Source organism: Tractidigestivibacter sp. (assembly GCF_050946515.1).
GTDB lineage: Bacteria > Actinomycetota > Coriobacteriia > Coriobacteriales > Atopobiaceae > Tractidigestivibacter.
Genome location: NZ_JBMNUX010000001.1, coordinates 226,100 through 250,626, shown reverse-complemented (window position 1 = coordinate 250,626; position 24,527 = coordinate 226,100). Strand labels below are relative to the sequence as shown.

The 24,527-nt window shown below is 61.4% G+C and carries 17 protein-coding genes and 1 tRNA gene; 12 read left to right on the top strand and 6 right to left on the bottom strand.

The features are described from left to right. Positions 1 to 51: 51 nt before the first annotated feature. The 3 genes from acnA to ACOYJL_RS01025 form a co-directional block, all read right to left on the bottom strand. The gene (acnA, locus tag ACOYJL_RS01035; protein WP_433568338.1) at positions 52 to 2,763 is read right to left on the bottom strand and encodes an aconitate hydratase AcnA; all 2,712 of its coding nucleotides are present in this window, start codon (positions 2,761 to 2,763) and stop codon (positions 52 to 54) included. Further along, positions 2,729 to 5,188, bottom strand: a complete 2,460-nt coding sequence (locus ACOYJL_RS01030; protein WP_433568337.1) for an HAD-IC family P-type ATPase — start codon at positions 5,186 to 5,188, stop codon at positions 2,729 to 2,731. The genes acnA and ACOYJL_RS01030 overlap by 35 nt, the downstream gene beginning before the upstream one ends. A 223-nt stretch (positions 5,189 to 5,411) precedes the next feature. After that, positions 5,412 to 5,488, bottom strand: a tRNA-Arg gene (locus ACOYJL_RS01025). Positions 5,489 to 5,687: 199 nt separating this feature from the next. On the opposite strand from ACOYJL_RS01025, the gene aroF reads away from it, so the two are divergent. From aroF to aroQ, 8 genes are all read left to right on the top strand, one after another. Further along, entirely contained in the window at positions 5,688 to 6,770 is a 1,083-nt protein-coding gene (gene aroF / locus ACOYJL_RS01020; RefSeq protein ID WP_433568336.1) for a 3-deoxy-7-phosphoheptulonate synthase, read from the top strand. A 1-nt stretch (position 6,771) separates the two neighbouring features. Beyond that, positions 6,772 to 7,686, top strand: a complete 915-nt coding sequence (locus tag ACOYJL_RS01015) for a prephenate dehydrogenase (protein WP_433568335.1) — start codon at positions 6,772 to 6,774, stop codon at positions 7,684 to 7,686. Continuing rightward, entirely contained in the window at positions 7,683 to 8,774 is a 1,092-nt protein-coding gene (gene aroB, locus ACOYJL_RS01010) for a 3-dehydroquinate synthase (protein ID WP_433568334.1), read from the top strand. The genes ACOYJL_RS01015 and aroB overlap by 4 nt, the downstream gene beginning before the upstream one ends. A gap of 5 nt (positions 8,775 to 8,779) precedes the next feature. Next, positions 8,780 to 10,087: a 3-phosphoshikimate 1-carboxyvinyltransferase gene (gene aroA, locus ACOYJL_RS01005; RefSeq protein WP_433568333.1), complete on the top strand. Its 1,308-nt coding sequence runs from the start codon at positions 8,780 to 8,782 to the stop codon at positions 10,085 to 10,087. Between the two features lies 1 nt (position 10,088). After that, entirely contained in the window at positions 10,089 to 11,204 is a 1,116-nt protein-coding gene (aroC, locus tag ACOYJL_RS01000) for a chorismate synthase (protein ID WP_433568332.1), read from the top strand. An 18-nt stretch (positions 11,205 to 11,222) separates the two neighbouring features. Beyond that, positions 11,223 to 12,371 carry a bifunctional chorismate mutase/prephenate dehydratase gene (locus tag ACOYJL_RS00995; protein WP_433568331.1) on the top strand — a complete coding sequence of 383 codons (1,149 nt, stop codon included), beginning with the start codon at positions 11,223 to 11,225 and terminating at the stop codon, positions 12,369 to 12,371. Between the two features lies 1 nt (position 12,372). After that, on the top strand, positions 12,373 to 13,653 hold the full coding sequence (locus ACOYJL_RS00990) for a shikimate kinase (protein ID WP_433568330.1): 1,281 nt from the start codon (positions 12,373 to 12,375) through the stop codon (positions 13,651 to 13,653). A gap of 205 nt (positions 13,654 to 13,858) precedes the next feature. Then, positions 13,859 to 14,848 (top strand): type II 3-dehydroquinate dehydratase, encoded by a 990-nt coding sequence (gene aroQ, locus ACOYJL_RS00985; protein ID WP_433568329.1) that lies wholly within the window; start codon positions 13,859 to 13,861, stop codon positions 14,846 to 14,848. Between the two features lie 114 nt (positions 14,849 to 14,962). Here aroQ and ACOYJL_RS00980 read toward each other — a convergent pair whose 3' ends face one another. After that, positions 14,963 to 15,616, bottom strand: a complete 654-nt coding sequence (locus tag ACOYJL_RS00980) for a 5-formyltetrahydrofolate cyclo-ligase (RefSeq protein WP_433568328.1) — start codon at positions 15,614 to 15,616, stop codon at positions 14,963 to 14,965. Positions 15,617 to 15,786: 170 nt separating this feature from the next. Here ACOYJL_RS00980 and trpS point away from each other — a divergent pair, with 170 nt between their 5' ends. Together trpS and ACOYJL_RS00970 are read left to right on the top strand one after the other, a co-directional pair. After that, positions 15,787 to 16,836: a tryptophan--tRNA ligase gene (gene trpS / locus ACOYJL_RS00975; RefSeq protein ID WP_433568327.1), complete on the top strand. Its 1,050-nt coding sequence runs from the start codon at positions 15,787 to 15,789 to the stop codon at positions 16,834 to 16,836. A gap of 84 nt (positions 16,837 to 16,920) precedes the next feature. Continuing rightward, positions 16,921 to 17,823, top strand: coding sequence for a zinc ribbon domain-containing protein (locus tag ACOYJL_RS00970; RefSeq protein WP_433568326.1), 903 nt, complete (start codon positions 16,921 to 16,923; stop codon positions 17,821 to 17,823). A gap of 108 nt (positions 17,824 to 17,931) precedes the next feature. On the opposite strand, the gene argF is transcribed toward ACOYJL_RS00970, so the two are convergent. Both argF and ACOYJL_RS00960 read right to left on the bottom strand, forming a co-directional pair. Further along, on the bottom strand, positions 17,932 to 18,927 hold the full coding sequence (gene argF, locus ACOYJL_RS00965; protein ID WP_433568325.1) for an ornithine carbamoyltransferase: 996 nt from the start codon (positions 18,925 to 18,927) through the stop codon (positions 17,932 to 17,934). Between the two features lie 99 nt (positions 18,928 to 19,026). After that, the gene (locus ACOYJL_RS00960) at positions 19,027 to 20,280 is read right to left on the bottom strand and encodes an arginine deiminase (protein WP_433568324.1); all 1,254 of its coding nucleotides are present in this window, start codon (positions 20,278 to 20,280) and stop codon (positions 19,027 to 19,029) included. Positions 20,281 to 20,416: 136 nt separating this feature from the next. Between ACOYJL_RS00960 and ppk1 the strand changes: the two genes are divergently transcribed. Together ppk1 and rlmD are read left to right on the top strand one after the other, a co-directional pair. Beyond that, positions 20,417 to 23,044: a polyphosphate kinase 1 gene (gene ppk1 / locus ACOYJL_RS00955; RefSeq protein WP_433568323.1), complete on the top strand. Its 2,628-nt coding sequence runs from the start codon at positions 20,417 to 20,419 to the stop codon at positions 23,042 to 23,044. Between the two features lie 34 nt (positions 23,045 to 23,078). After that, a complete protein-coding gene (gene rlmD, locus ACOYJL_RS00950) occupies positions 23,079 to 24,371 on the top strand; it encodes a 23S rRNA (uracil(1939)-C(5))-methyltransferase RlmD (protein WP_433568395.1) in 1,293 nt (430 codons plus the stop codon). Positions 24,372 to 24,527: the final 156 nt, after the last annotated feature.

The window sequence follows — 24,527 nt, the reverse complement described above, 5'->3', positions numbered from 1 at the left end:
GATAGAGCATTTATCGACGCAATTGTAGCCGTGGGGCGGGAAAGCACAAGTCTACATGAGCTCATCCAAAACAAAGGGCAGAATGCCGCTCTTGGCAATAAAGCGGCCTTCCATGGGGGTGTCAACGCGAACCACGCAGGCAAACTGCTTGCTCGTTCCGTCTTGAGAGGTGGCCGTAACCATCACCTTTCTGGGTGAAGGAAGCCCTCCAGAGAAGTCCACGGGCTCAATGTCAAAGACCTCAGAGCCGCTAAGCCCCAAAGACTCCGCGTTTTGCCCCTCCTCAAACTGTAGCGGCAGCACGCCCATCTGCACCAGGTTGGAGCGATGGATCCGCTCGAAGCTCTCGGCGATGACGGCGCGAACTCCCAGCAGAAGCGGACCCTTGCCTGCCCAGTCGCGGCTGGAGCCAGAGCCGTAGAGCTTGCCGGCAACGACCACGAGCGGCACGTTTGCGGCTCGATAGCTCTCCGCCGCATCAAAGATGGGCTTGATTTTGCCGTCGGTGAAGTCTCGCGTCCAACCGCCGACCTTGCCATCCGCCAGCGCGTTTCTAAGCTTTACGTTGGCGAAGGTGCCACGAGCCATGACTTCGTGGTTTCCGCGGCGGCTGCCATAGGTGTTGAAGTCCTTGGGCTGAACGCCGCGCTCAGTCAGGTAGCGAGCCGCAGGAGAGTCGGGGGCAATGGCGCCGGCCGGCGAGATGTGGTCTGTCGTCACGAAGTCGCCGAGGAGCGCAAGCACGCGGGCACCCTTGACCTCGATGACGCTCTGCTCGCGCGCGAGGTCAAAGTAGGGCGCGCGCCGAACGTAGGTTGAGCCCGGATCCCATGGGAAGGTGCCGGACTTCTCGGACTTTATTGCCTGCCAGGCACTTGATCCCCGATCGAGAGCCTTGGCGCCCTCGTCGTAGAGGTTGGGGGTTAGGACCTCGTCGAGCACCGAAGAGATCTCGGCGTTGGTCGGAACAAGCTCCGAGAGCATCACGGGATTGCCGTCGGTTCCTATGCCCACCGGCTCAGTCGCAAGGTCGACGTCCATGGTGCCAACGAGAGAGTAGGCCACGACGTAGGCGGGCTGGCAGAGGTAGTTCTGGCTCACGTAGGGAGAAATTCGACCGTCGAAGTTGCGGTTGCCAGAAAGAACGCTCGTGAGCTCCATCTCGTCAGAGCGCTCTCGAAGCGCGGGGTCTATGGCGCCAGAGTTGCCAATGCAGGACATGCAGCCAAAGCCGCAGGTATAGAAGCCGAGTTTCTTCAGAGGCTCGGTGAGGCCCGCGCGCTCAAGCAGGAGCTGGGTGGCGTGGCTGCCAGGTGCCAATATCTTCTTGACCCAAGGCTTGGGAGCAAGCCCCCTCTCGACGGCCTTTTTGGCGAGAAGCCCGGCGGCGACCATCATGGCAGGGTCGGTCGCTGTGGTGCAGCTGGTGATGGCAGCGATGGCCAGGGCGCCGTGCCTGAGCGAATGGGTGGCGCCGTCCGCGCATGGGACGTCGAAGCTCTGAGAGAGATCGCGACCGCTCTCCTTTGCCGAGGTCTCAAAGCGATCCTTAAGGCCTGCGATACTCACCTGGTTGTGAGGCTTGGAGGGGCCGGCCAGGCAAGGCTCGATAGAGGCAAGGTCTAGCTCGACGGTGCGCGAATAGGTGCGGCCGCTCGTCTCGCCGTAGGTTCCCTGCAGCGTAAGGTAGGCCTTTGCGAAGGCAATCTTCGAGGCCTCGCGGCCGGTAAGCCTAAGGTAGCTCACGCTCTCGTCGTCAACCGGGAAGAGCGTCGTGGTGGCGCCGTATTCAGGCGTCATGTTAGCGACGCAGGCGCGCTGCGTGGCGGTAAGGCTCTTGACGCCAGGTCCCGTGACCTCGACAAGGCAGCCGACGACGCCGGCCTCGCGCATAAGCTTTGCGACCGTGAGCGCCAAATCCATGCCCGAGACGCCATCCTTGAGCGCGCCCGTAAGGCGAAGCTCGACCACCGGAGGCACCAACATAGAGATGGGCTGCCCGAGCGCCGCGGCCTCTGCCTCGATGCCGCCAACGCCCCAGCCCATCACGCCAAGGCCGTTTGCCGTGGTCGTATGGGAGTCTGTGCCGACGAGCGTGTCGTAGCAAGCGACGGGCTTGCCAAGGGAAGCGAGCGCGTCTTCTGTCACGACCTCGCAGAAGCGCTCCATGTTGAGCTGGTGGCAAATGCCTCCTCCAGGAGCGACGATGTTCACGTTGTCAAATGACTGACCGGCCCACTTGAGGAAAGCGAAGCGCTCGTGGTTGCGCTCGGCCTCAAGCTGCTGGTTCTTCTCGCAAGCGTCATCGCGACCCGCAACGTCCGCAATCACCGAGTGGTCGACGACGAGCGTGCACGGGATGTGCGGGTTAACGCGCGAGGGGTCGCCGCCGCGCGCGACGATTGCGTCGCGCATGGCCGCAAAGTCAACGAAGACGGGCACTCCTGTGAAGTCCTGGAAGAGCACGCGGGCGGGCATGAACTCGACCTCGTCTCCCTGCTCGCCAGAAAGTCCGGCCAGAACAACGCTTCGCGCCTGCTTGACAGCCCCTTCATCGCTTGGGGCGCGGCGGACGACGTTCTCGAGGAGCGTCACGAGAGCGCGCGGAAGCTTGCTCGCGCCAGGAATCTTCGAAACGTCGTAGACAAGCTTTGTCACACCACCGGCAGAAAGCTCAACCGGGGTGCGCGCGGAAATCACGGCAGCCTCAAACTGATCGCTCGAAAGCTTATCGGCGATGGCTTGCTTCTTTTCTGTGCTCATATGCTTCCTCCGCTCTTGAGGCGAGCCGCGCAAGGCGGCCACTGTCAAGTTCATGCAAAGAATAGTCGTAAAGCCTGTTAAAGAGGACGATCGAGAACGCCCCCACAACGACAATCAAGATAATCATAGTAAGGGTAAGGGGAGCCACCATGAACAGCTCCGAGAGAACAGTACACCCAACGGCAACAATGCCAATGACTACAGCGATAAGCGCCCTGCGAAGCGGCGTGAGGGGCTGAGAAATGCGCCAGATGAGGCAGACACCCACGATCGTCACCAAGAGCATGCAGACCGTCGAGGTCTGTTGAAAGCTCATGAAGCCGAGGTGCTCGACGACGAGCGCCGTAACGAGGCTCACCACGATTGCGGCGGATGCGGGGAACGAGTGCGCAAGGACGTTGGCGAGAAAGTCTCCGCTCACGCGGTCGTGGTTAGGCTCGAGGGCGAGCACGAAAGACGGCACTCCGATGATGGCAGCGGAGATGAGCGACATCTGTATGGGGATGAATGGGTACGGCGGGGCGACTATGCACACGAGCGCCAGCACGGCCGTATAGACCGTCTTCACAAGGAAAAGCGAGGCGGAGCGCTGCAAGTTGTTGATGGAGCGGCGTCCTTCCGCCACGACCTCGGGCATGTGGGAGAAGTCATCGTCGGCAAGGACGATCTCGGAGATGTTTCGCGCGGCCGCGGAGCCGGACGCCACTGAGATGGAGCAGTCTGCGGCGCGAAGGGCCAGCACGTCATTCACGCCGTCGCCGGTCATGGCAACGGTATGCCCCATGTCCTGCATGGCATGCACAAGATCGCGCTTCTGCTCTGGCGTCACGCGACCAAAGATATGGAACTCCTTGGCAGCCTGGGAGAGCTTCTCGGGGGTGTCGAGGGTCGAGGCGTCAACGTAGTCCTCGGCGTGCGGGACTCCCGCGCGGGCGGCGATGGCCGATGCCGTTTGGGGGTCGTCGCCTGAGATAACGCGCAGGTCAACGCCCTGCTCGAGAAAATACTTGATGGTTTGCGGCGCCGTCGGACGAATCTGGTCGCGAATGACTACGACTCCGAGAAGGCGCGTCTCTGAAGTTCCGCCCAGAAGAGCGCCGTCGTCTTGAAAGCCAGGAGCCTCGCAGACGGCAAGGATGCGCTCGCAGCCATCGCGCATTTGCGTCATTGCTTGCGCACGCGCGAGCTCTTCCCCCTCAAGCACAAAGGAAGCGGCGCCCATGACGAGCGCGCGACCAGAGGAGTCGACACATCCCGAGTACTTGCGGCGAGAGCTGAAAGCGACCGAGCGCCGAGGCGGATCTGGCGCCGGCACGCCTTGAGACGAGAGATAGGAAAGGATCGCCGAGCCCGTCTCGTTGGCATCCTCCTCGTTCGCGTGGACGATGGAGGAAAGCGCGGAGCAGAGCTGGCTATCGGTTGCGCCGCGTGCCGGCAAGACGCCAGAGACCTCCATCTTTCCCGTTGTGATGGTCCCCGTCTTGTCAAGGCAGAGCGTGTCGACGCGCGCGAGGGTCTCAACGCAGTAGGTCTGCTGGACGAGCACCTGCCTATGGGCCAGCCGCGTCGTCGCAATTGCGAAGACGCTCGAGGTCAGAAGCACCAAGCCCTGAGGAATCATTCCCACAACCGCGGCGACGGCCGTCAGTATCGAGCCGTTAACCGTAGAGCCGTCCATGAAGAGGGTCCGCAAGAAGAGGCAGATGCCAAGGGGAAACAGCAGGTAGGTACCCACGCGGATGATCATATCGAGCGCCGCGAGGATCTCGGACTCCACCGGCTTGAAGGTCTTTGCCTGGGCGTTGATGCGAGCGGCGAACCCGTCGGCGCCAACGCGCTCGACACGGGCCACGAGCGTGCCGGACTCAACAAAGCTGCCGCTCAGGAGCTCGTCTCCCACCGCCTTTGGTATGAGGTCAGCCTCGCCCGTAAGCAGCGACTCGTCGACCATCGCAGTGCCGGAGAGCACTATGGAGTCGGCGGGGATCTGCTCGCCATGCGCCAGAAGGATCACATCATCCAGCACGATCTCGGACGGGGGAAGCTGAACCGTCTTGCCGTCACGTCGCACGCGCACAAGCTTTTGCGTCAAGATGGAGAGCCGGTCGACCGACCTCTTGGCGCGGATCTCTTGGACCACTCCGACCACGAGGTTGCAGATGACGACCACCATAAAGAGCATGTTGCTCCACTGCCCCGTGATGGCCACGCACGCAGCAAGTCCGACGTTTATTCCGTTGAAGAGCGTGAAGGTGTGCTCGGAGAGGATTTGCGAAATCGACTTGGTCTTGACGTCCGTGTTTGCGTTTGTCTTGCCCTGAGAGACGCGCTCAGCGACCTCAGAGGAGCTTAGGCCCTCCTCGCCTGCAAGGCGATCAGACTTCGAGGGACCTGCGCCGCTTGGGCGCTCTATCTCCTCTGACATCCATCTCCCCTCTCGCCGAAATCGGGTGCCGCGTTTTGTCTGATTGTAAGTCTTCCCCACTTGAAAGCCGGATTGCACGCGACGTTCGAAAGACGGACAAACTATCCAGTTTTCACTTGTCGGAGCCATGTCACAGAGCGCGCCGACGCTGGAATAAAAGCCCGCTCCCGCCCCTGCGGCAAGGATGCGCGAGGGCGGGAGCAGAGTTGCTGCCAAGTTGGAATGGTGACCCCGGTGGGGCTCGAACCCACGACCTTTCGCTCCGGAGGCGAACGCTCTAATCCACTGAGCTACGGGGCCAGGGGACTTTGATTATAGGCAAAGTCGGGCAATTAGCCACCAGAAAGGAAAGTTAACCTCTGTGTAACGCCTTGGAAGTCAACCAGAGCAAATCAGGAAGCAGTGATAGCATAATCCGACCAACAACTACAAGGTCGCTGTCCTAGGGCTCGCCAGAATCGGGCTCGAATGGCTAGCGGCTATGAAAGGGGGAACCGCAATGATCGCAGTCGTCAAGAAATCCGCAACTCCTGAACAGCTCGACCACTTTATCAGTTGGATCGAGGGGCGCGGCTATAAAACGAACGTCTCAAAGGGCGACAACGAGACCATTGTCGGCATCATCGGTGACACAACACAAATCGACCCGTTCTTGCTCGAGAGCATGGACATCATCGAGCGAGTGCAGCGCGTCTCCGAGCCCTTCAAGAAGGCAAACCGCAAGTTCCACCCAGAGGACACAGTTGTCGATTGCGGCCATGGCATAAAGATCGGCGGCGGAAACTTTCAGGTGATGGCCGGTCCTTGCTCCGTCGAGGGCGACAACCTCTTCCGCATCGCCCGCGCCGTCAAGGCAGCCGGAGCCACCATGCTCCGTGGCGGTGCTTACAAGCCCCGCACCAGCCCCTATTCGTACCAGGGCATGGGCGAGAGGGGCCTCGACCTTCTGATGGAGGCCGGCGGAGAGCTCGACATGCCCGTCGTGACCGAAGTCATGGACCCGCGCGACGTCCAGCTCTTCCTTGACAAGGGCGTCGACGTCATGCAGATTGGCGCGAGAAACGCGCAAAACTTCCCGCTTCTTAAGGAGGTAGGCAAGACCAAGACCCCAGTCCTTTTGAAGCGCGGCATGTCTGGGACCATCGACGAGCTCCTCATGGCCGCTGAGTACATCATGAGCGAGGGCAACCCCAACGTGATTCTCTGCGAGCGCGGCATACGCACCTTCGAGACGCGCACGAGAAACACCTTTGACGTGAATGCCATCCCCGTAGTGCACCACCTCTCGCACCTGCCGATTGTCGGCGACCCAAGCCACGCAACGGGCTACACCCGCTACGTGCGCCCCGCTGCCTACGCAGCAACGGCCGCCGGAGCAGACGGACTTGAGATTGAGGTCCACGACCATCCCTCCGAGGCATGGTCGGACGGCGCCCAGGCGCTCACGCCCTCGCAGTTTGCCGATGCCATGAAGCGCATAGCGCTGATCCGCGAGGCAATCACGGCAGACCTGAACGACGGCGAAACCTCGGGGACCACGCTTGGCGAGGGCACCACCAAGGTCACAAAGGTGGGTGCGTAGCATGGCACAGCCAACAGGCCATACACGTCCTGCAGGCACAAAGGGCGAAGGCGCCCAGCCGACCTACGTCGCCGGTCGCGTCGGCATCGTGGGACTTGGCCTTATGGGCGGGTCGTTCGCGAAGGCGCTCGCGTCAGCGGGACGCGAGGTCTATGGCTGGAACCGCACCCACTCCGTCACCGAGATGGCCATGATAGAGACCATCAAGGGCGAGCTTACCGACGACATCATCCCTACCTGCGAGCTCATCATCCTGGCAGGCTACCCGCAGGTGAGCATCGACTGGCTCTCCGAGATGGCACCGCTTGTCTCGCCAGGCGCCATCGTGATCGACACGGTGGGCGTCAAGCGCGTAATCTGCGAGAAATGCGGCAAAATCGCTGAGGGTTACCCATGGACGTTCGTGGGCTGCCACCCGATGGCCGGCACTCAGTACTCCGGCTTTGCCCATGCGCGAGCGAACATGTTCCACAACGCACCGCTTGTGGTGGTGCCGCCCGACATGGATGACGACATCGAGCGCGTTGAGCTTCTCGAGCGCCTGAAGTCGCTGCTTGCACCCTGCGGATTCGGCAGCTTCACGCTCACGACCGCCGAGAACCACGACCGCATGATCGCCTACACTTCGCAGCTCGCGCACGTAGTCTCCAATGCGTACGTCAAGAGCCCAACGGCGCAGGAGCACAAGGGCTTCTCGGCGGGCTCCTACAAGGACCTCACCCGCGTGGCGCGCCTGAACGCACCCATGTGGACGGAGCTCTTCCTCGACAACGCCGACAATCTTTCCGCGGAGCTGGGAGCCCTCATCAAGAACTTGGCTGCCTACAAAGAGGCCATCGACACGCGCGACGCGGGGCGGCTTGAGGAGCTGCTCGCCGAGGGAGACCGCCTGAAGCGGGAGGCGGAGGGCCGATGAGCATGCCTCACGTTATCGACGTCCACGCTGCGTCAAGAAACTACCAGGTGCTTGTAGGACGCGACCTTCTTCCGGGCGTCGGAAGCCGTACAAGGGAGGTTTGCCCCAAGGCAGGCCGCGCGGCGGTGGTTTCCGACTCCACCGTGGCCGCGCTCTACGCGCCCAAAGTTGCCGCCTCGCTCGAGGCCGCCGGCCTCCCGGCCGCCGAGGTCACGTTTCCCGCCGGCGAGAGGAACAAGAACCTCTCGACTCTTGGCGACATCCTTGAGGAAATCGCATCTGCCGGGCTCACGCGAGATGACGTCGTCGTCGCCGTCGGCGGCGGCGTGACGGGAGACATGGCCGGGCTTGCGGCCGCACTGTACCTGCGCGGCATCCAGGTTGTGCAGGTGCCGACGTCGCTGTTGGCGATGGTCGACTCTTCAGTCGGAGGAAAAACGGCCGTCGACCTCAAAGCGGGAAAGAACCTCTGCGGCGCCTTTTTGCAGCCCTCGCTCGTCGTCGCCGACGTCGACTGCCTTGACACGGTTCCCGAAGGCTTGCTTCGTGATTCCTGCGGAGAGCTCATCAAGCATGGCGTGCTTGCAGACGAGGCTCTCTTCGAGACGCTGGGCGAACGGCCGGTCTGGGAGCAGGGCTACAGCAGAGACAAGCTTGCGGGCATCGTGGCCAGGAACGTCGAGATAAAGCGCGACGTGGTTGATGCCGACGAGCGAGAGAGCGGGGTGCGGCAGACCCTAAACCTCGGACATACCATCGGCCATGCCATCGAGGCGGGCAGCAACTTCACGCTCGGTCACGGCTCTTCGGTCGCCTGCGGGCTTTGCTGCGTCGCCCGCGCCGCAGCTAGGCTTGGCTGGTGCAGCCAGGATGTGGCGGACCGCATCGTGAGCTGCGTCGACGCCTACAGACTCCCTACCGACACCGACCTGCCTCACGACACCATCATGGGCTACATAGCGCATGACAAGAAGCGCCACAGCGACAGCGTCAACCTCGTTGTTCCAATTAGGATAGGCGCTGTGGAGCTTCGTCAGGTGAGCCTCGACGAGATGCGCCATGTGGTTGATCTTGGCTGCGGGGGGTAGGGCGCATGGACGTCACCATCACACCCCACAAGCTTGAGGGAGTCGTTCCCGCCATTGCCTCAAAGTCGATGGCGCATCGGCTCTTGATCTTGTCAGCCATCTCCCCTGGCATCACCAACATCAACTGCAACACAACGTCGCTCGACATCGACGCCACGGTCCGCTGCCTGGAGGCGCTCGGCGCGCGCGTCGCCAAGACCAAGCTTGGCTTTCGCGTGGTCCCCATACCCGGGACCTCTGAGTCGGACAACATCCTCCAGCCGCATAAGCACGCGCTTCTCGACTGCGGCGAGTCAGGCTCTACGCTCAGGTTCATGCTCCCCCTTTGCGCGGCGCTCGGCTGCGACGCCAAGCTCACCGGTCATGGGAGGCTCTCAAAGCGCCCCCTATCACCGCTCTTCGAGCAGCTAGAGGACCATGGGGCCAAGCTGAGCGAGCAGGGCGTCTTCCCACTGAGCGTAGAGGGTAGGCTGAGGCCGGGGCGCTTCGTGCTCCCCGGAAACGTCTCTTCGCAATTTACGAGTGGGCTGCTGATGGCCGCGCCGCTTCTCTCCTCCCCAATAGAAGTTGTGGTGAGCGAGCCCGTGGAGTCCCGCTCATACATCGACATGACCGTAAAGGCACTGGAGGCCTTTGGCATTCACGTGGGCGTTTCTTCTGAGACTATTGATGGCATCCACTCGGCCGTGTATACCGTGACGCCTGGCGACGGAATCGCTTCTCCAGGAACGGTCAGCGTCGAGGGCGACTGGTCAAACGCCGCCTTCTGGCTCGCCTCGGGCGCCATCGGAGGATACGTCGTCGTAACGGGACTTGACACCCAAAGCGCGCAGGGCGACCGCGCTATCCTCGCCTGCCTGGCAGCGCTTGGAGCGCGCGTTGGCCGCGGTGCGCGCAAGGCCTCGGCGCAGCACGACAAGCTCAGCGGCCGCACGATCGACGTGTCCGAAATCCCCGACCTCGCAGCGCCGCTTGCGGCGGTGGCCGCCTACTCGAGCGGCACCACTCGCATCGCGAATGCCGGCAGGCTGCGCCTCAAAGAGTCCGACCGCCTCGAGTCCATCACGGCCGCGCTCTCGGCTATGGGCTCCGACGTCTCCATTGACAGCGACTCGCTCGTGATCTGCGGCAGACGCCTCTCAGGCGGAACGGTCGACGCGGCGAATGACCATCGCATCGCGATGATGGCTGCTATCGCCGCCGCGTACGCAACGGGACCGACGACCATTCGCGACGCCGAATGCGTGGCTAAGTCATATCCCAGATTCTTCGAGGACTTCAGGTCTCTCGGAGGACAGGCAAAGGAGGGCTAGGGTGCCTTCGAGCTTTGGAAACACACTGCGCGTGACCGTCTTCGGGCAGTCGCACTCTCCCGCCATCGGGTGCGTCGTAGAAGGGCTGCCGTCCGGCCTTGCCATCGACATGGAGCGCCTCTCCAAGTTCATGGCTCGCCGTGCCCCCGGGCAGGGAAGCTGGACCACGCCTCGAAAAGAAGCCGACGTCCCGCGCATCGTGAGCGGGCTCAACACAAGCGGCGCCACCTGCGGGGCGCCGCTCGCCGCAGTGATAGAGAACACCAACACGCGCTCGTCAGACTATGACAACCTCCTCAGAGTGCCGCGCCCTGGCCATGCCGACTATACGGCTTGGGCAAAGTGGCATGGTAACCAGGACGTTCCCGGAGGCGGGCACTTCTCGGGCAGGCTGACAGCCCCACTCTGCCTTGCCGGAGGAATCGCCCTCCAGGCGCTCGAGAATCGCGGCGTTCGCATTGGCGCCCATCTTGCCTCTGTCGCAAACGTTGCCGACGAGCCCTTTGACGCGCTTGACAACTCGCCCAAGGCCCAAGCGCACCTCGCAAGCCAGCTAGACGCCCTGGCCAGCTCTCGCGAGTTCCCCACAGTAAGCGCAGACGCCGGGGACCGAATGCTTGCAGAGATTGACGACGCGCGGCGCTCGCTCGACTCCGTGGGCGGCGTCGTGGAATGCGTTGCCACGGGCATGCCGGCAGGCACGGGCTCCCCCATGTTTGACGGCATCGAGAACATGATGGCCAGAGCGCTCTTTGGCATCCCCGCGGTAAAGGGAGTCGAGTTCGGACGGGGCTTTGGCTCCTCTGCGCTGAGGGGAAGCGAGAACAACGACCCCTACGAGATGCGTGACGGCGTCGTCTGCCCCCGCACGAACAACGCGGGCGGAATTTTGGGGGGCATCACCACGGGAGCCCCGATTCTTGTCCGCTGCGCCTTCAAGCCGACGTCGTCCATATCTCAGGAGCAGGACTCCGTAGACCTTGTTGACAAGACAGACGCGAAGCTCATCGTCCACGGCCGTCACGACCCCTGCGTCGCCACGCGTGCCGTCCCCGTCGTCGAAGCGGTATGCGCCTGCGTGCTTCTCGACGCACTTCTCACCTATCCCGCCGAATAGCATCAAGGAGGAACGAACATGGAAGACCTCAGCTCAGTCAGGGCAGAGATTGACAGCATCGACAAGGGTATCGTGGAGCTCTTCGAGCAGCGCATGGAATGCGCGGACAAAGTTGGCGCCTACAAGGCCGCGCACAACCTGCCCATCCTTGATCGCGGTCGCGAGCGGCAGCACCTTTCAGACATCGCCCAGAGCGTCCCCGATGACCTGCGCACCTACACAGAGGTGCTCTTCCAGCTTCTGATGGAGGCCTCTCGCGAGCGCCAAGGGGCGAAGCAGCCCAATGAGGAGGGGGCCAGCGACCTTGCCGCCATCGACGCGGCGGTCGCGAGCACGCCCGAGCTCTTTCCGCGCGACGCCTACGTTGCCTGCCAGGGCGTCGAGGGCGCCTACTCGCAGTTTGCCGCCGAGCGCATCTTCAAGCATCCCAACATCAGCTATTTCGAATCGTTCGAGGCGGTGTTCCGCGCCGTGGAGACGGGCTTCTCGCGCTATGGCGTGCTGCCTATAGAGAACTCGACGGCTGGCTCGGTCAACAAGGTCTACGACCTCATGATGGAGCATAACTTTCACGTCGTTCGCACCACCCGCGTCAAGATTGACCACAACCTGCTGGGGAAGCCCGGCGCCAAGGCGGAGGACATCCGCGAGGTCTACAGCCACGAGCAGGCAATCAACCAGTGCGCCGAGTTCTTGGAAAGGCGGGGGATCAAAACCCACGTCTGCGAGAACACAGCCATGGCCGCAAAGCTCGTGGCGCAGAGCGACCGTACCGACATCGGCGCCCTTTCCAGCCGCGCCTGCGCTCAGCTCTACGGTTTGAGCGTCCTGATGCGCGACGTCCAAGATCGCGATGACAACTACACGCGCTTCGCATGCATCTCAAAGGACCTCGAGATCTACCCTGGCGCCAACCGCACGTCGCTCATGATCGTCGTGAACCACGAGCCCGGGGCACTTTATCGCGTGCTCTCAAAGTTCTACGTGCTCGACATCAACATCATCAAGCTGGAAAGCCGCCCCATCCCTGGGCGCGACTTTGAGTTCATGTTCTACTTCGACATCGACTGCCCCGTGGCGGCACCTGAGTTCCGAACGCTCATGGCCAGCATAGGCGACGCATGCGAGGAGTACCGCTACCTGGGAAGCTACACGGAGGCCGTCTAGCATGACCAAGAAGTGCGCGCCATATGGGCTGCTCGGCAGGACTCTTGGGCATAGCTGGTCGCCCAAGATCCATACAATGCTGGGAAGCGTCCCCTACGAGCTTTTCGAGCGAGAGCCCGAAGACGTGGAGAATTTCATCCGCCATGGCTCGTGGCAGGGCATCAACGTGACGATTCCCTACAAGCTTGATGCAGCACGCCTGGCTGATGCGCGCACTTCTCGCGTGGAGCGGATGGGGGCAGCAAACACTCTGGTTAGGCGAGCCGACGGAACCATATTGGCTGACAACACCGATGTCTTGGGCTTCTCGTGGATGCTGGGGCGCTTCTGCCAGCGTGAGCTTGGCCAAGCTGCCTCGACGCTGCTTTCCGGCAAGGAGGCGCTCGTGCTAGGAAGCGGGGGCGCGTCCAAGGCGGTCGTCGCCGCCCTCAAGGACGCCGGCGCCCGCCCGGCGGTCATCTCGAGGAAGGGGCCAGACACCTACGAGAATCTGCTCGAACGCCATGCCGAAGCGGTCCTCGTGGTAAACGCGACCCCTGTCGGAATGTTTCCCAACTGCCCCGCCTCGCCGCTAGACGACTCGACGCTTGGAAAGCTCGCCCAACGCTCTCTAAAGGGAGTGCTTGACGTCGTCTACAACCCAACGAGGACCGGGCTCTGCCTTGCCGCAGAGCGCCAAGGGCTCCCCTTTGCGAGCGGTCTGTCAATGCTCGTCGCGCAAGCGTTCTTCTCGAGCGAGCTTTTCCAAGACAAGGAGCTCGACCAGTCTTTGGTCGAGACCATTGAGAGCGCCATCGCAGCCGAATCGGCTAACGTCATCCTGATAGGCATGCCCGGTAGCGGGAAGACCTCTACGGGCAAGCGGCTCGCGCGCCTCATGGGAAGGCCGTTCGTTGATATCGACGACGCCATTGCCGCAAAGATGGGCTCAAGCGCGGCGGACATCATCATGGCCCAAGGCGAAGACGCCTTCCGCGCAATAGAAACGGACATCACGGGAAGCTACGCAGCCCAATCCGGACTTGTGATTGCGTGCGGCGGGGGCGTCGTCACACGACCCGAGAACTACCCGCTTTTGCACCAAAACGGGACGATCGTCATGCTTGACAGGCCACTCGACGAGCTAAGCCCCGCCGGCCGCCCACTCTCTGCAAAGCGTGGCATCGAGACGCTTGCAAAGGAACGCATGGGAGCCTACCGTAGCTGGGCCGATTTCGTCTTGCCAACCACTGGCTCATCGATGGGCGACGCGAAGGCCATCCTGTCGCTGATCAATGGCTAGCTGGCTACCGTTGACCAGCGCAATTCACCCGCAGAACCTCTTTTTCGAAACGCCTGCGGAACCATTGGTGGGCATCGGGCGCAGCGGCGCGGGCTGCCCGTATACTTGCACAGCAAAGAGACCATATCGTTGAGCATCTGCCGAAAACGAATGAAGTCGGGGCTTCTTCTCGCGATTCTCGACGGCTGGGAAAGGGATCGCGCATATGACTGATACAGAAGTTGCTCGCCTAGTGCTAGAAGCAGTCGGCGGAAAGGACAACGTAACGGCAAACGACCTCTGCATGACTCGCCTGCGCATCATGACGGCGCATCCCAGTTTGATTGACACCGAGCGAATCGACTGCATTCCAGGGGTGCTTGGGTATGCCCGCCGTGGAACCAATGGCATCGAAATCGTCTTTGGGCCGGGGTCTGTAAAGAGCGTCTATGAGTCTCTGGAAAGCCTGACAGGCATAGAGGCCAACATCTCCCCCTTCCTGGGCGTAAGCTCCGAGAGCTCTTCTCCCATTCGCGTGCAGATTTCTGGGCACGCTCCTACCCCATCAGTGCTCAGGCGGCATGCGATGGAGCGCCGCGCGGAAGAGGCGGACGAGCGGGCTGCAAAGAAGGCGACGGAAGGCGATTCGTCGGATGTCGACGACCTCGTTTCCCTGCTTGAGAGGAGCGAGGAAGAGGAAGACCCCGACTTTGACGACGACTTTAGGGTTGAAGGAGACGGGGGCCGCCGCGTTCTGGTCATCAATGGACCCAACATCAACATGCTTGGCGTCCGCGAGCCCGCCATCTACGGGCGCAAAACCTATGACGACCTCGTCCAGATTTGCAAAGAGACCGCACGCGAGGTTGGCTTCGCCGACTGCCGCTGCTTTCAGTCGAATCATGAGGGCGATCTTGTCGACGCGATACAGTCTGCCTACGAGGACTTCGACGGGATCGTGATAAACCCGGCTGCCTACACGCACACCTCTGTCGCCATCCTCGACGCCGTGAAGGCCGTGGCGCTTCCTTGCGTAGAGGTCCACATCTCAAAGGTGGACGAGCGAGAGGAGTTCAGGCAGGTCTCCTACATCCGCGCAGCCTGCTTCAAAACCGAGATCGGGAAGGGCCTTGACGGCTATCGCTGCGCAATTCGCGACCTCTGGGACTATCTGGAGGAGCACTCGTCAAACGCCGAGAAGGGCGCCGCTGACTAAGAAGGCCCCGTCACGGACGCCTTCAATGGCTTGGCAAGACAGTTGCCCCGCGGGCAGCGACGACTTCCGGGGCATCCCGCCTTCATCGTTGTCTCAATAGCTGAGGTCTTGCGGTCAATGGTCCAGGCCGCAGGTCCAGACGCCGGCATCGCTGACCAAGAAGTCAACGGGAATGTCTTGACTGTCATGCGGGAGCACGTTGCACGAGATCTGCATCGAATGGGCAAGCCCCACCTTATGGCCGGGGTAGAAGGCGAGGAAGCCGTCGTACACTCCCCCACCGTCCCCAATCCTGTTTCCATAGCCATCAAAGACAAGGCCCGGAACGAGGCAAATTGACCCTACGAGCTGCACTGGGCCAAGAGGTGCCGTGCCGTGATACAGGGGCTCAAGATGCCCATGGAAGCCGGGGCCAAGCTCGTCGAATGACTTCACGCAAAAGAACTGGATAGTCCGCAGCTTGGGGCTGTACCAAGGGACGGCCACGCGCTTTCCCTCTCCCCACGCCCTTCTCATTATGGCGTGCGTGTCGACTTCACCGTTGTGAGACACATAGGTGAGAACGAGCTGGGCGCGCTTCCACACATCCATCGAGCAAAGGTTTGCCAAGATCTGAGCGTCAGCGCTGACCTGCGCTTTCGCAGTCTTCCCCCGTGAGTCGTTGGCATAGGCAGAGAGTTTACGAGCGTTTGCGATTGCCTGACGGAGCTGCGCATACTCGGCACGGAGGGCGGTCTTCCCAGCGTCAGTTCCTGTAGAGCTGGCCATACGTCCTCCCCTCTGTGTCAACTATTGATACTGTAGGCCATACTGGACCAAAAATTCACAGAGCAGCCAAGATGACACCAAGTAACCTTCAAAGACGCCAGATGTTGGCAGCTTTTGCCGTAAGATATTGAGCGTTGTCTTTGCAAGATGAGCTAGTCAGGAGATTTTATATGCCAAACGAGGGAAGCTACGAGGCAGCACTGAAGAAGAGTGACTCAGTCCAGGCGGACCTTACCGTCCATCCTGAAAAATACACCATGCTTACTGGCGATAGGCCCACCGGCCGACTCCATCTTGGCCACTACTTTGGCACGCTGCGCGAGCGCGTTCGCCTTCAGGACATGGGAATAAGGACGAACATCGTTATTGCAGACTACCAGGTCATCACCGACCGAGACACCACCGAGCACATCCGCGACAACGTCTTCAACATGGTCGTCGACTACATGGCCTGCGGCATTGACCCCGAGAAGACCATGATCTTCACCCACTCTGCCGTCCCTGCAGAGAACCAGCTCATGCTGCCTTTCCTCTCGCTTGTGACCGAGGCCGAGATGGAGCGCAATCCCACCGTCAAGGCCGAGCAGGAAGCCTCTGGCCATGCGCTGACCGGGCTTCTTCTGACCTATCCGGTGCATCAGGCATGTGACATCCTCTTCTGCAAGGGCAACATCGTGCCCGTAGGCCGTGACCAGCTTCCTCACATCGAGATAACCTCGAAGATCGCCCGCCGCTTCAACGAGCGCTATGCGCCGGTGTTCCCCGAGGTCACGGGGCTTCTGACCTCGACGCCGCTGCTTCCCGGCCTTGACGGGCGCAAGATGAGCAAGTCCTACGGCAATGCCATCTCGCTTTCGATGACTGCCGAAGAGACCGCCAAGCTCATCAAGAAGTCAAAGACCGACTCCGAGCGCAACATCACGTTCGACCCCGAGAACCGCCCCGGCGTGTCCGCGCTTCTCACGACCGCGGGCATCTGCACCGGCCGCGACCCAAAGGAGATTGCAGACGAGATTGGCATGGGCGGGGCCGGACAGCTCAAGCGCTATGTGACCGAATCCGTGAACAGCTACTTTGCCCCAATCCGCGCCCGGCGCGAGGAGCTCTTGCAGGACCCTGACTACATCTGGGACGTCCTTCATCAAGGAAACGAGCGCGCGAATGTCATCGCTCAGCAAACTTTGGGAGAAGTGCGCGAAGCGATGGGCATGGTCTATTAAACTTTCACGTAACGTCGAAGAGCGTGGCGAGGCTCCAAGAAGGGGCCTCGCTCCATAAAGGTCCAGATATTGTAAGGAGGACCCATGCTGTGCCCTAATTGCGGAGCCACCCTACCCGACGGAAGCACACGCTGCCCGGTCTGTGGGCATTACCTCAGCGCGCAGGACGGCTCGAGCAGTCCCCAAAGTTCCGCGAGCCCAAGCGCCACCGCTCCCGCCCCCGTCGTCTATGAGTATCGGCAAGATGCAGAGGAGCAGGCAAGCCATGGCCCTCAGGAGCCCCTCAAGAACGTCTCGGAGCTTCCGCCGTTTCCTCATAACATGGGTCCCGACTACAAAAAGGTCCCCGAGGCCCTGGCGCGAGCCAATACCACGCACGTCGGCCTTATCTTTGGCATCGTCGCGATTGTTCTTTCGGCCATTTTGGCCTACTCGATCTACTCGATTCTCGTAACAATTGTCGGACAGGCGATGTCAGGCAGCCTCGGAGGCTATGACAGCTTCGACTTGATAACCAATCAAGAGCAGCAGTATTTTGACAACGAGGGCTATCCGCAAGGCACAACGACCCTTCCAGAAAGCGGCGAGCGCACGGCAATGGGCACCTATTACGGGCTCGCCCACTTTGATAACACGGGCTCCGACGTTCCCGAGGATGAGCGCTACGACGATTACTTTGGCTACGTCTTTGTCTTGGAAAGCGACGGAACCGGAACGATGGGGCTTGCCTATAGCGATGGCACGCCGCTTACAGAAAGCGACCTCGCTGCCGTAGAAAGCTCCATGAATGTCGTCTGGAGCGAGCAGGACGGCGTCATCTACATAACGGATGCCCAGGGCGAGGACGGCGTCATCGGGAGCGATGTCCTCGAGTTTGAGGTCGACGGCGAGGAAGGCAATCGCGAGCTCGTCCCTTCCTCGGAGACCGATTACCCCGTGTTCTACGAGTCGTTCGACGAGGCGTTCGAGGCGCAAGACAACTACTGATTCGGAATGGTTCGCGCAATTTCTTGACCTAAGCTTCGGCGCCCACCCTCCCACACTTTGCTCGGGAAGGCGGGCGCCGCTTTTGCACCAAGCCAGCTAGCGCAAGCGCTACTTCAGGGTTGCGTACATGACAGCCTTGATCGTGTGCATGCGGTTCTCTGCCTCGTCGAAGACGCGCGAGCGCGGTCCCTCGAAGACCTCGTTGGTGACCTCCATCTCGGGCAGGCCAAACTTCTGGTAGATGTCCTCGCCAATGGTGGTGTGGCGGTCGTGGAAGCTCGGCAGGCAGTGCATGAAGATGGCATCAGGAGCGGCATTGGCCATCACGTCGGCGTTCACCTGATAAGGCGAGAGCAGCTTGATGCGCTTAGCCCACAGCTCGTCGGGCTCGCCCATGGAGAGCCAGATGTCGGTGTAGATGACCGACGCGCCCTTGGCCCCCTCCTCGACGTCCTCGGTGAGCGTGATCGTCGAGCCGTTCTCGTCGGCAATCTTGCGGCAGGTCTCGACGAGCTCTGCGGAGGGCATCTGCTCGGCCGGACCGCAGGCGGCGAAGTCGATGCCGAGCTTGGCGCACACGACCATGAGGGAGTTGCCTACATTGTTTCCCGCGTCGCCAAAGAACGTGAGCTTGCGACCCTTGAGGTCGGAGCCAAACTCCTCGCGCATGGTCAGGATGTCAGCAAGCATCTGCGTGGGGTGGAACTCGTTGGTAAGGCCGTTCCAGACGGGCACGCCGGCATAGTCGGCGAGCGTCTGGACGATGTCCTGGCCATATCCGCGATACTCGATGCCGTCGAACATGCGCCCAAGCACGCGAGCGGTGTCCTCGATGGACTCCTTCTTGCCCATCTGCGAGCTCTTGGGGTCAAGGTAGGTGACGTTCATGCCCAAGTCATGGCCGGCAACCTCAAACGAGCAGCGCGTGCGCGTGGAGGTCTTCTCAAAGAGAAGCACGATGTTCTTGCCCTCAAGGTAGCGATGCGGCTCGCCTGCGTGCTTCTTCGCCTTGAGGTCGGCGGCGAGGTCAAGCAGGTAGCGAATCTCGTCGGGCGTAAAGTCGAGAAGCTTCAGGAAGTTGCGTCCAGAAAGGTCAACGGCCATAGGTCATCCTCTCACTTGGCATGTCTAGCGAGCGGCTCGAGGAAAGAGTCGCAAAAAGCTAGTTTAGCCGAGCGAGAAGCGCGACCGCCCTGCAGCTGCTCATTCCACGGCATCTCTCAAGAACGCCATGCTCATGCAGTGGGGGCCGCCACGGCCGCGCGAGAGCTCGGCCGAGGGAACCTCGAGCAGCGTGAGGCCCTCCTTATAGAGGATGTCGTTGGTCACGGCATTGCGCTGGTAGACGAAGACCGTGCCCGGACGCACGGCGAGCGTGTTCGACCCGTCGTTCCACTGCTCTCGCGCTGACGCGATTGGGTCGTCGCCACCGCACTTGATGAGCCGAACGGCAGGAAGGCCAAGCGCGTGCGCGAGAATCTTGTCGAGCGAGCCTTCCATCTGGCGGATGCGCGTCTCGCCTTCGCGTGAGCCGCGCGTGAGCTCGAAGACCGAGAGGCGGCCCAGGATTCCTGGGTGTACGGTGAACTTGTCAACGTCCACCTGCGTGAAGACGGTATCCAGATGCATGAACGAACGCTTGTGGGGGATCGAGAATGCATAGACGCGACGGATGCCAGAATCCACCTTGCCCCACAAGAGGTTCTTCGCAAGAAGGTCGATGGCCGCAGGCTGCGTGCGCTCGGATATGCCGACCGCAATGAGGTCGTCCTGCAAGACCAGGATGTCGCCGCCCTCGATGTGATAGGGGTATTTGGGGCTGTACCAGAGCGGGGCGCCCTTAAAGGCAGGGTGGTAGCGGAAGAGATAGGTGCCGTAGAGAGACTCGCGGCGCCGCGTGGCCGACCTCATGCGGTTCATGCTCACGCCGCTCCCGATAACCGAGAACGTGTCGCGCGTGAAGTAGATGTTGGGGATGGGGTCGACGACGATGCCGCTGTTGTCCTCTCCGTTCTTCTCGAGGACGTCGGCAAGGGACATGGCGCCGTGACGCCCGACGTCCAGCTCGTCGGCGCGGACGCCGGTGATCGTCTTGCGGACAAACTCAAGCGTGTCGGGAATCGAGTCGAGACGCTCGCGGATCGCCGCCTTCACGCCGAGGCCGTCCACCCCACACTGCGCAAGGTAGTCGTCAGTGAACTTCTCGCGAGCCGTTGGCTCCGCGTCAAGCGCCTCGGCAACAAGCTTATCGAGGTAGACCACCTCAACGCCCTCCGAGCGGAGCATTCCGGCAAAGCTGTCATGCTCCTGCTGGGCAACGGAGAGGTACGGGATGTCATCAAAGAGCAAAGGGCCAAGCGTGTCAGGAGAAAGATTCAGAAGCTCGTCGCCAGGCCGATGGAGCATGACAACACGAAGCTCCCCAATCTCGGAGCGCACGTTAAGACCGCGGTCCATGAAAACCTCCGCAACGTAAGAAATCTGTAAGGAACCAAAACGTACATGAACCATATTCCACCATGCGGCTACTGTCATCCTGACGGCTGCTAAAATCAACAGCAGCGAACGGTTGCGTCCATCAGGAGTAGGCATAATGGCAAAGACTGAAGACGAACTTACCACACCACAGACGGAAGAGCCGACGTCCAAGCCCAGCGAGGCGCCTTCCGGGCAGAAGGAAAAAGAGCAAGAGAAGGACAAGGAAAAGGGCGAGCACAAGCGCGACTTCTCGTACACGCAAAACCGAGAGATTAGCTGGCTGCGCTTTGACTCGCGCGTCCTCGACGAGTCGTTCGACGAGAGCGTCCCGCTCTTCGAGCGCGTCAAGTTCTGCAGCATTTTTGACTCGAACCTCAACGAGTGGTTCATGATTCGCGTGGGCGGTCTTTCCGACCTGTCTTCGCTCAAGAACCAGCCGCGTGACAACAAGTCGAACGAGACGCCCGCCGAGCAGCTCGACAACATCTTCAAGGCGCTTCCGCCGCTGCTCGAGCGCTATCACGAGGCCTTCTCGCTCGTAGAGGGAGAGATGCAGCCTAAGGGGCTTCAGCGTGTGCCGCTTGGCTCCTACACGCCCGACGACCTCGCCGCGCTCTCCAAGTACTTCGACGCGCACCTTGCGCCGATCATCTCGCCGATGGTAATCGACCCGCGCCACCCCTTCCCTAACCTGAGGAACGGCCGGCTCTACGTCTGCTGCACGCTCAACGGGCCCACCGAGTCCGGCGTGCTGGGAATCATCGAGGTGCCCAGCTCCGAACAGCGCGTCGTTGCGCTGCCGTCTGGCAGCCGCGCCTTCCGCTACACGCTCATCGAGGACGTGATTCGCGCGTTTCTCGACCGCTGCTTTGGCGACTATGTCCCCAAGAAGTCTGCCGTGCTGCGCGTAACGCGCAACGCCGACATCGACCCAGACGGCGAGGGCGTCGAGGAGGAAGAGGACTATCGCCAGCACATGAAGAAGATCCTCAAGATGCGCCAGCGCCTTCAGCCGGTGCGCCTTGAGATCTCGGGCGAACTCAACCACAAGTGGGAGAGCTTCATCACCGAGCAGCTTGGGCTGGAGAGCCGACGCGTCTTCCACTTGGACATGCCGCTCAACCTTGGCTATGTCTACGGGCTTGAGGACAAGATTCCCAACTGGTCGCGCTCCGACGTCATCTTCCCGCCGTTCCAGCCCCAGCTCTCTCCCTTGGTCGACTCGCGTCGTCCGATGCGCGAGCAGGTCTTTGACCACGACATCCTTTTGACCTACCCCTACGAGAGCATGACGCCGCTTCTGAACCTGGTGCGCGAGGCCTCCGCCGATGACGACTGCATTTCGATCAAGATCACGCTCTACCGCGTGGCAAAGCGCTCGCACCTCTGCGAGAGCCTGATCAACGCGGCCGAAGCGGGCAAGGACGTCACCGTCTTGATGGAGCTGCGCGCCCGCTTTGACGAGGAGAACAACATCGAGTGGGCAGAGCGCCTCGAGGATGCCGGCTGCACCGTGATCTACGGCTCCGAGGGCTTCAAGTGCCACTCCAAGATCTGCCAGATCACCTACCACGACGCCTCTGGCATCAGCCGCATCACGTGCCTTGGGACTGGCAACTTCAACGAGAAGACCGCCAAGCTCTACTCCGACTTCATGCTACTGACGGCAAATACGGACATCGCGGCCGACGCCAACGTGTTCTTCCGCAACCTCTCTCTTGGAAACCTCCGCGGCAGCTACAAGGTCCTGGGAGTTGCTCCCGTCGGGCTCAAGCCGCTGGTCATGAAGGGCCTCGACCGCGAGATTGGCCGTGCTCAGGCTGGCCAGCCAGCGCTTGTCTTCATCAAGATGAACTCTCTCACCGACCGCGACGTAATCGACAAGATCTCGGAAGCATGCGAAGCCGGCGTAAAGGTTCTGCTCATAGTGCGCGGAATCTGCTGCATCAAGGCCAATGTGCCCGGCAAGACCGATGGCCTTGTAGTTCGCCAGATTGTTGGACGCTTCCTGGAGCACGCCCGCATCTATGCTTTCGGCGCCGACACCGACACGCTCTATCTTTCGAGCGCTGACATGATGACGCGAAATACCGAGCGCCGCGTCGAGATTGCCTACCCAGTGTTCGACCCCACCTGCCGCAAGATCGTGAACACCTTCGTCAACCTGCAGCTTGCTGACAACGTGAAGGCACGCCAGCTGACCTCGGACGGCACTTGGGAAAAGGTCGAGCGCAAGGAGGGCGAGCCCGAAGTGAACAGCCAGGAAGTCCTTCTCGCCCTTGCCTATGCGCGCTCGCGCGAGGGCAAGTCCGCGGCTGCAAAGATGACGCCGTCCACAACGATTGCGCCCTTTGCCCCAGAGGAGCTGAGCTACCTCGCGGCGCTGCCGAAGACGAGAAACTATGAGAGCGAGGCCGCATCTCGCAGAGAAGAAAAGCCTCTCGAGATACCCGAGAGCCAGGCTCCGCGACGCGCCCGCCCCGTCGAGAGGCTTGCCCAGCGCGTCGCAACCGTGACGAACAGCCAGCGAGAGACCACGAGCACGCCTCCTGCTGCCTCAGCGCCCACGGCGAAGTCCACGAGCTCGCAACCAAGTCAGGTCGTTCCGACGGAAAAGACGCAGGTCAAGACCGCTCCCGTCGCGAGCAAGCAAGAGCCCGCAAGCAACGGGAACCGCATAGCGACCGCATTCGGGCTTATTGGCCGTGGCTTCCGCATGCTCTTTGGCGGAGACGGACGCTGACGTGGCAGAGGTACTGACGCTTTCGGCGGAGCGCATGGGCTACGGTCCCGAGGCCGTGGCCCATGCCGCTGACGGAAAGACCGTGTTCGTGTCAGGCGCGGTTCCAGGAGACACCGTCGCTGCCGAGCTAACCGAAGATGGTCCTCGCTTCTCGAGGGCTCGAACAGTCGAGGTTGTGGAACCCTCCGCGGACCGAGTGGTCCCAGAGTGCCCTTACGCGACGCTATGCGGAGGATGCCCATGGGCCGCGCTCTCCTACCCCAGGCAAGCAATCGAAAAACGCCAGAACGTCGTGAGCTCGCTTGTGCGGCTGGGGCATTTTCCTGCTGACGAGGCAGAACATCTTGTAGCGCAGACAGTGACGCCAGGAAAGCCATGGGGCTACCGCAACAAGGTCGAGCTTGCCGTGGGCACCACGAACGGCCGCCTCACGCTCGGCATGCACGCCGCAGCGAGCGACAGCGTCGTCAAGGTGAAGGAATGCAAGCTCTTGCAGAAGAAGTTCCAAGGCTCCGTGAAGTCGGTTTCAGGTGCCATGGGATACCTTGCGAACTCGCACGGGCTTCAACTCGAGCGCGTGGGGATTCGCGCCTCGGCGCGCACCAACGAGCTCGAGGTCGCGCTTTGGGGGCCGAGCGGGCCCTTCCCGCGCGCACAGGTGGCAAAGGTCCTGGCAGACTCAACCAAGATGACCTCTCTCGTTCGCGTCATGCAGAAGGGACCTGCAAAGGCGCGCAAGATAGCCGGAGTGGAGAGGCTCTCAGGAAAAGGAAGCTGGGGCGAGCGAATCGGAAGCGAGACCATGCGCGTGTCAGCTCCGTCTTTTTTCCAAGTGAACACTGCAGGCGCAGAAAAGATCGTCGAGCTCGTGCTTGAGGGGCTGGCTCCCGACGACGATGACGAGGCGATGGACCTCTACTGCGGAGCAGGAACCTTCACGATTCCGCTGGCTCGTCGCGTGGGTTTTGTCTCGGCGGTAGAGTCGTACGGACCTGCGGTAAGAGACCTACGGCGCAATCTAGAGAGCGCGCGTCTTGATAATGTCGATGCGGTAGGCGGAGACGCAGGTCGAGAGTTTCCAGACACAGATGCGGACATCATCGTGGTAGACCCTCCACGCGCAGGGCTTGCCGCGGACGTGGTGCGACAGCTATCAGAGCAGCCTGCACGAGCGATTGCATACGTCTCCTGCGACCCCGCAACGCTTGCGCGCGACCTCGCGCGCTTCCGCGAGGCAGGTACGTTCAAGCCCGTCAGCGTGACGCCCGTCGACCTGTTCCCGCAGACGTTTCATGTTGAGGACGTCTGCATACTGAGGCGCGCTTAGGAAGGCAATAAGGGGGGGGCAGCGCTGAGCGCTGCCCCCTTATTGAGATGTGCTCCGATCGCATTGCGCCAAAGTCCCCTTAGTTACACAAATCTTCGAGCTTCTGCATCGAAGTCGCCTTAGTTACACTGAAGCTTGAGCTGCACGAAAGTATCC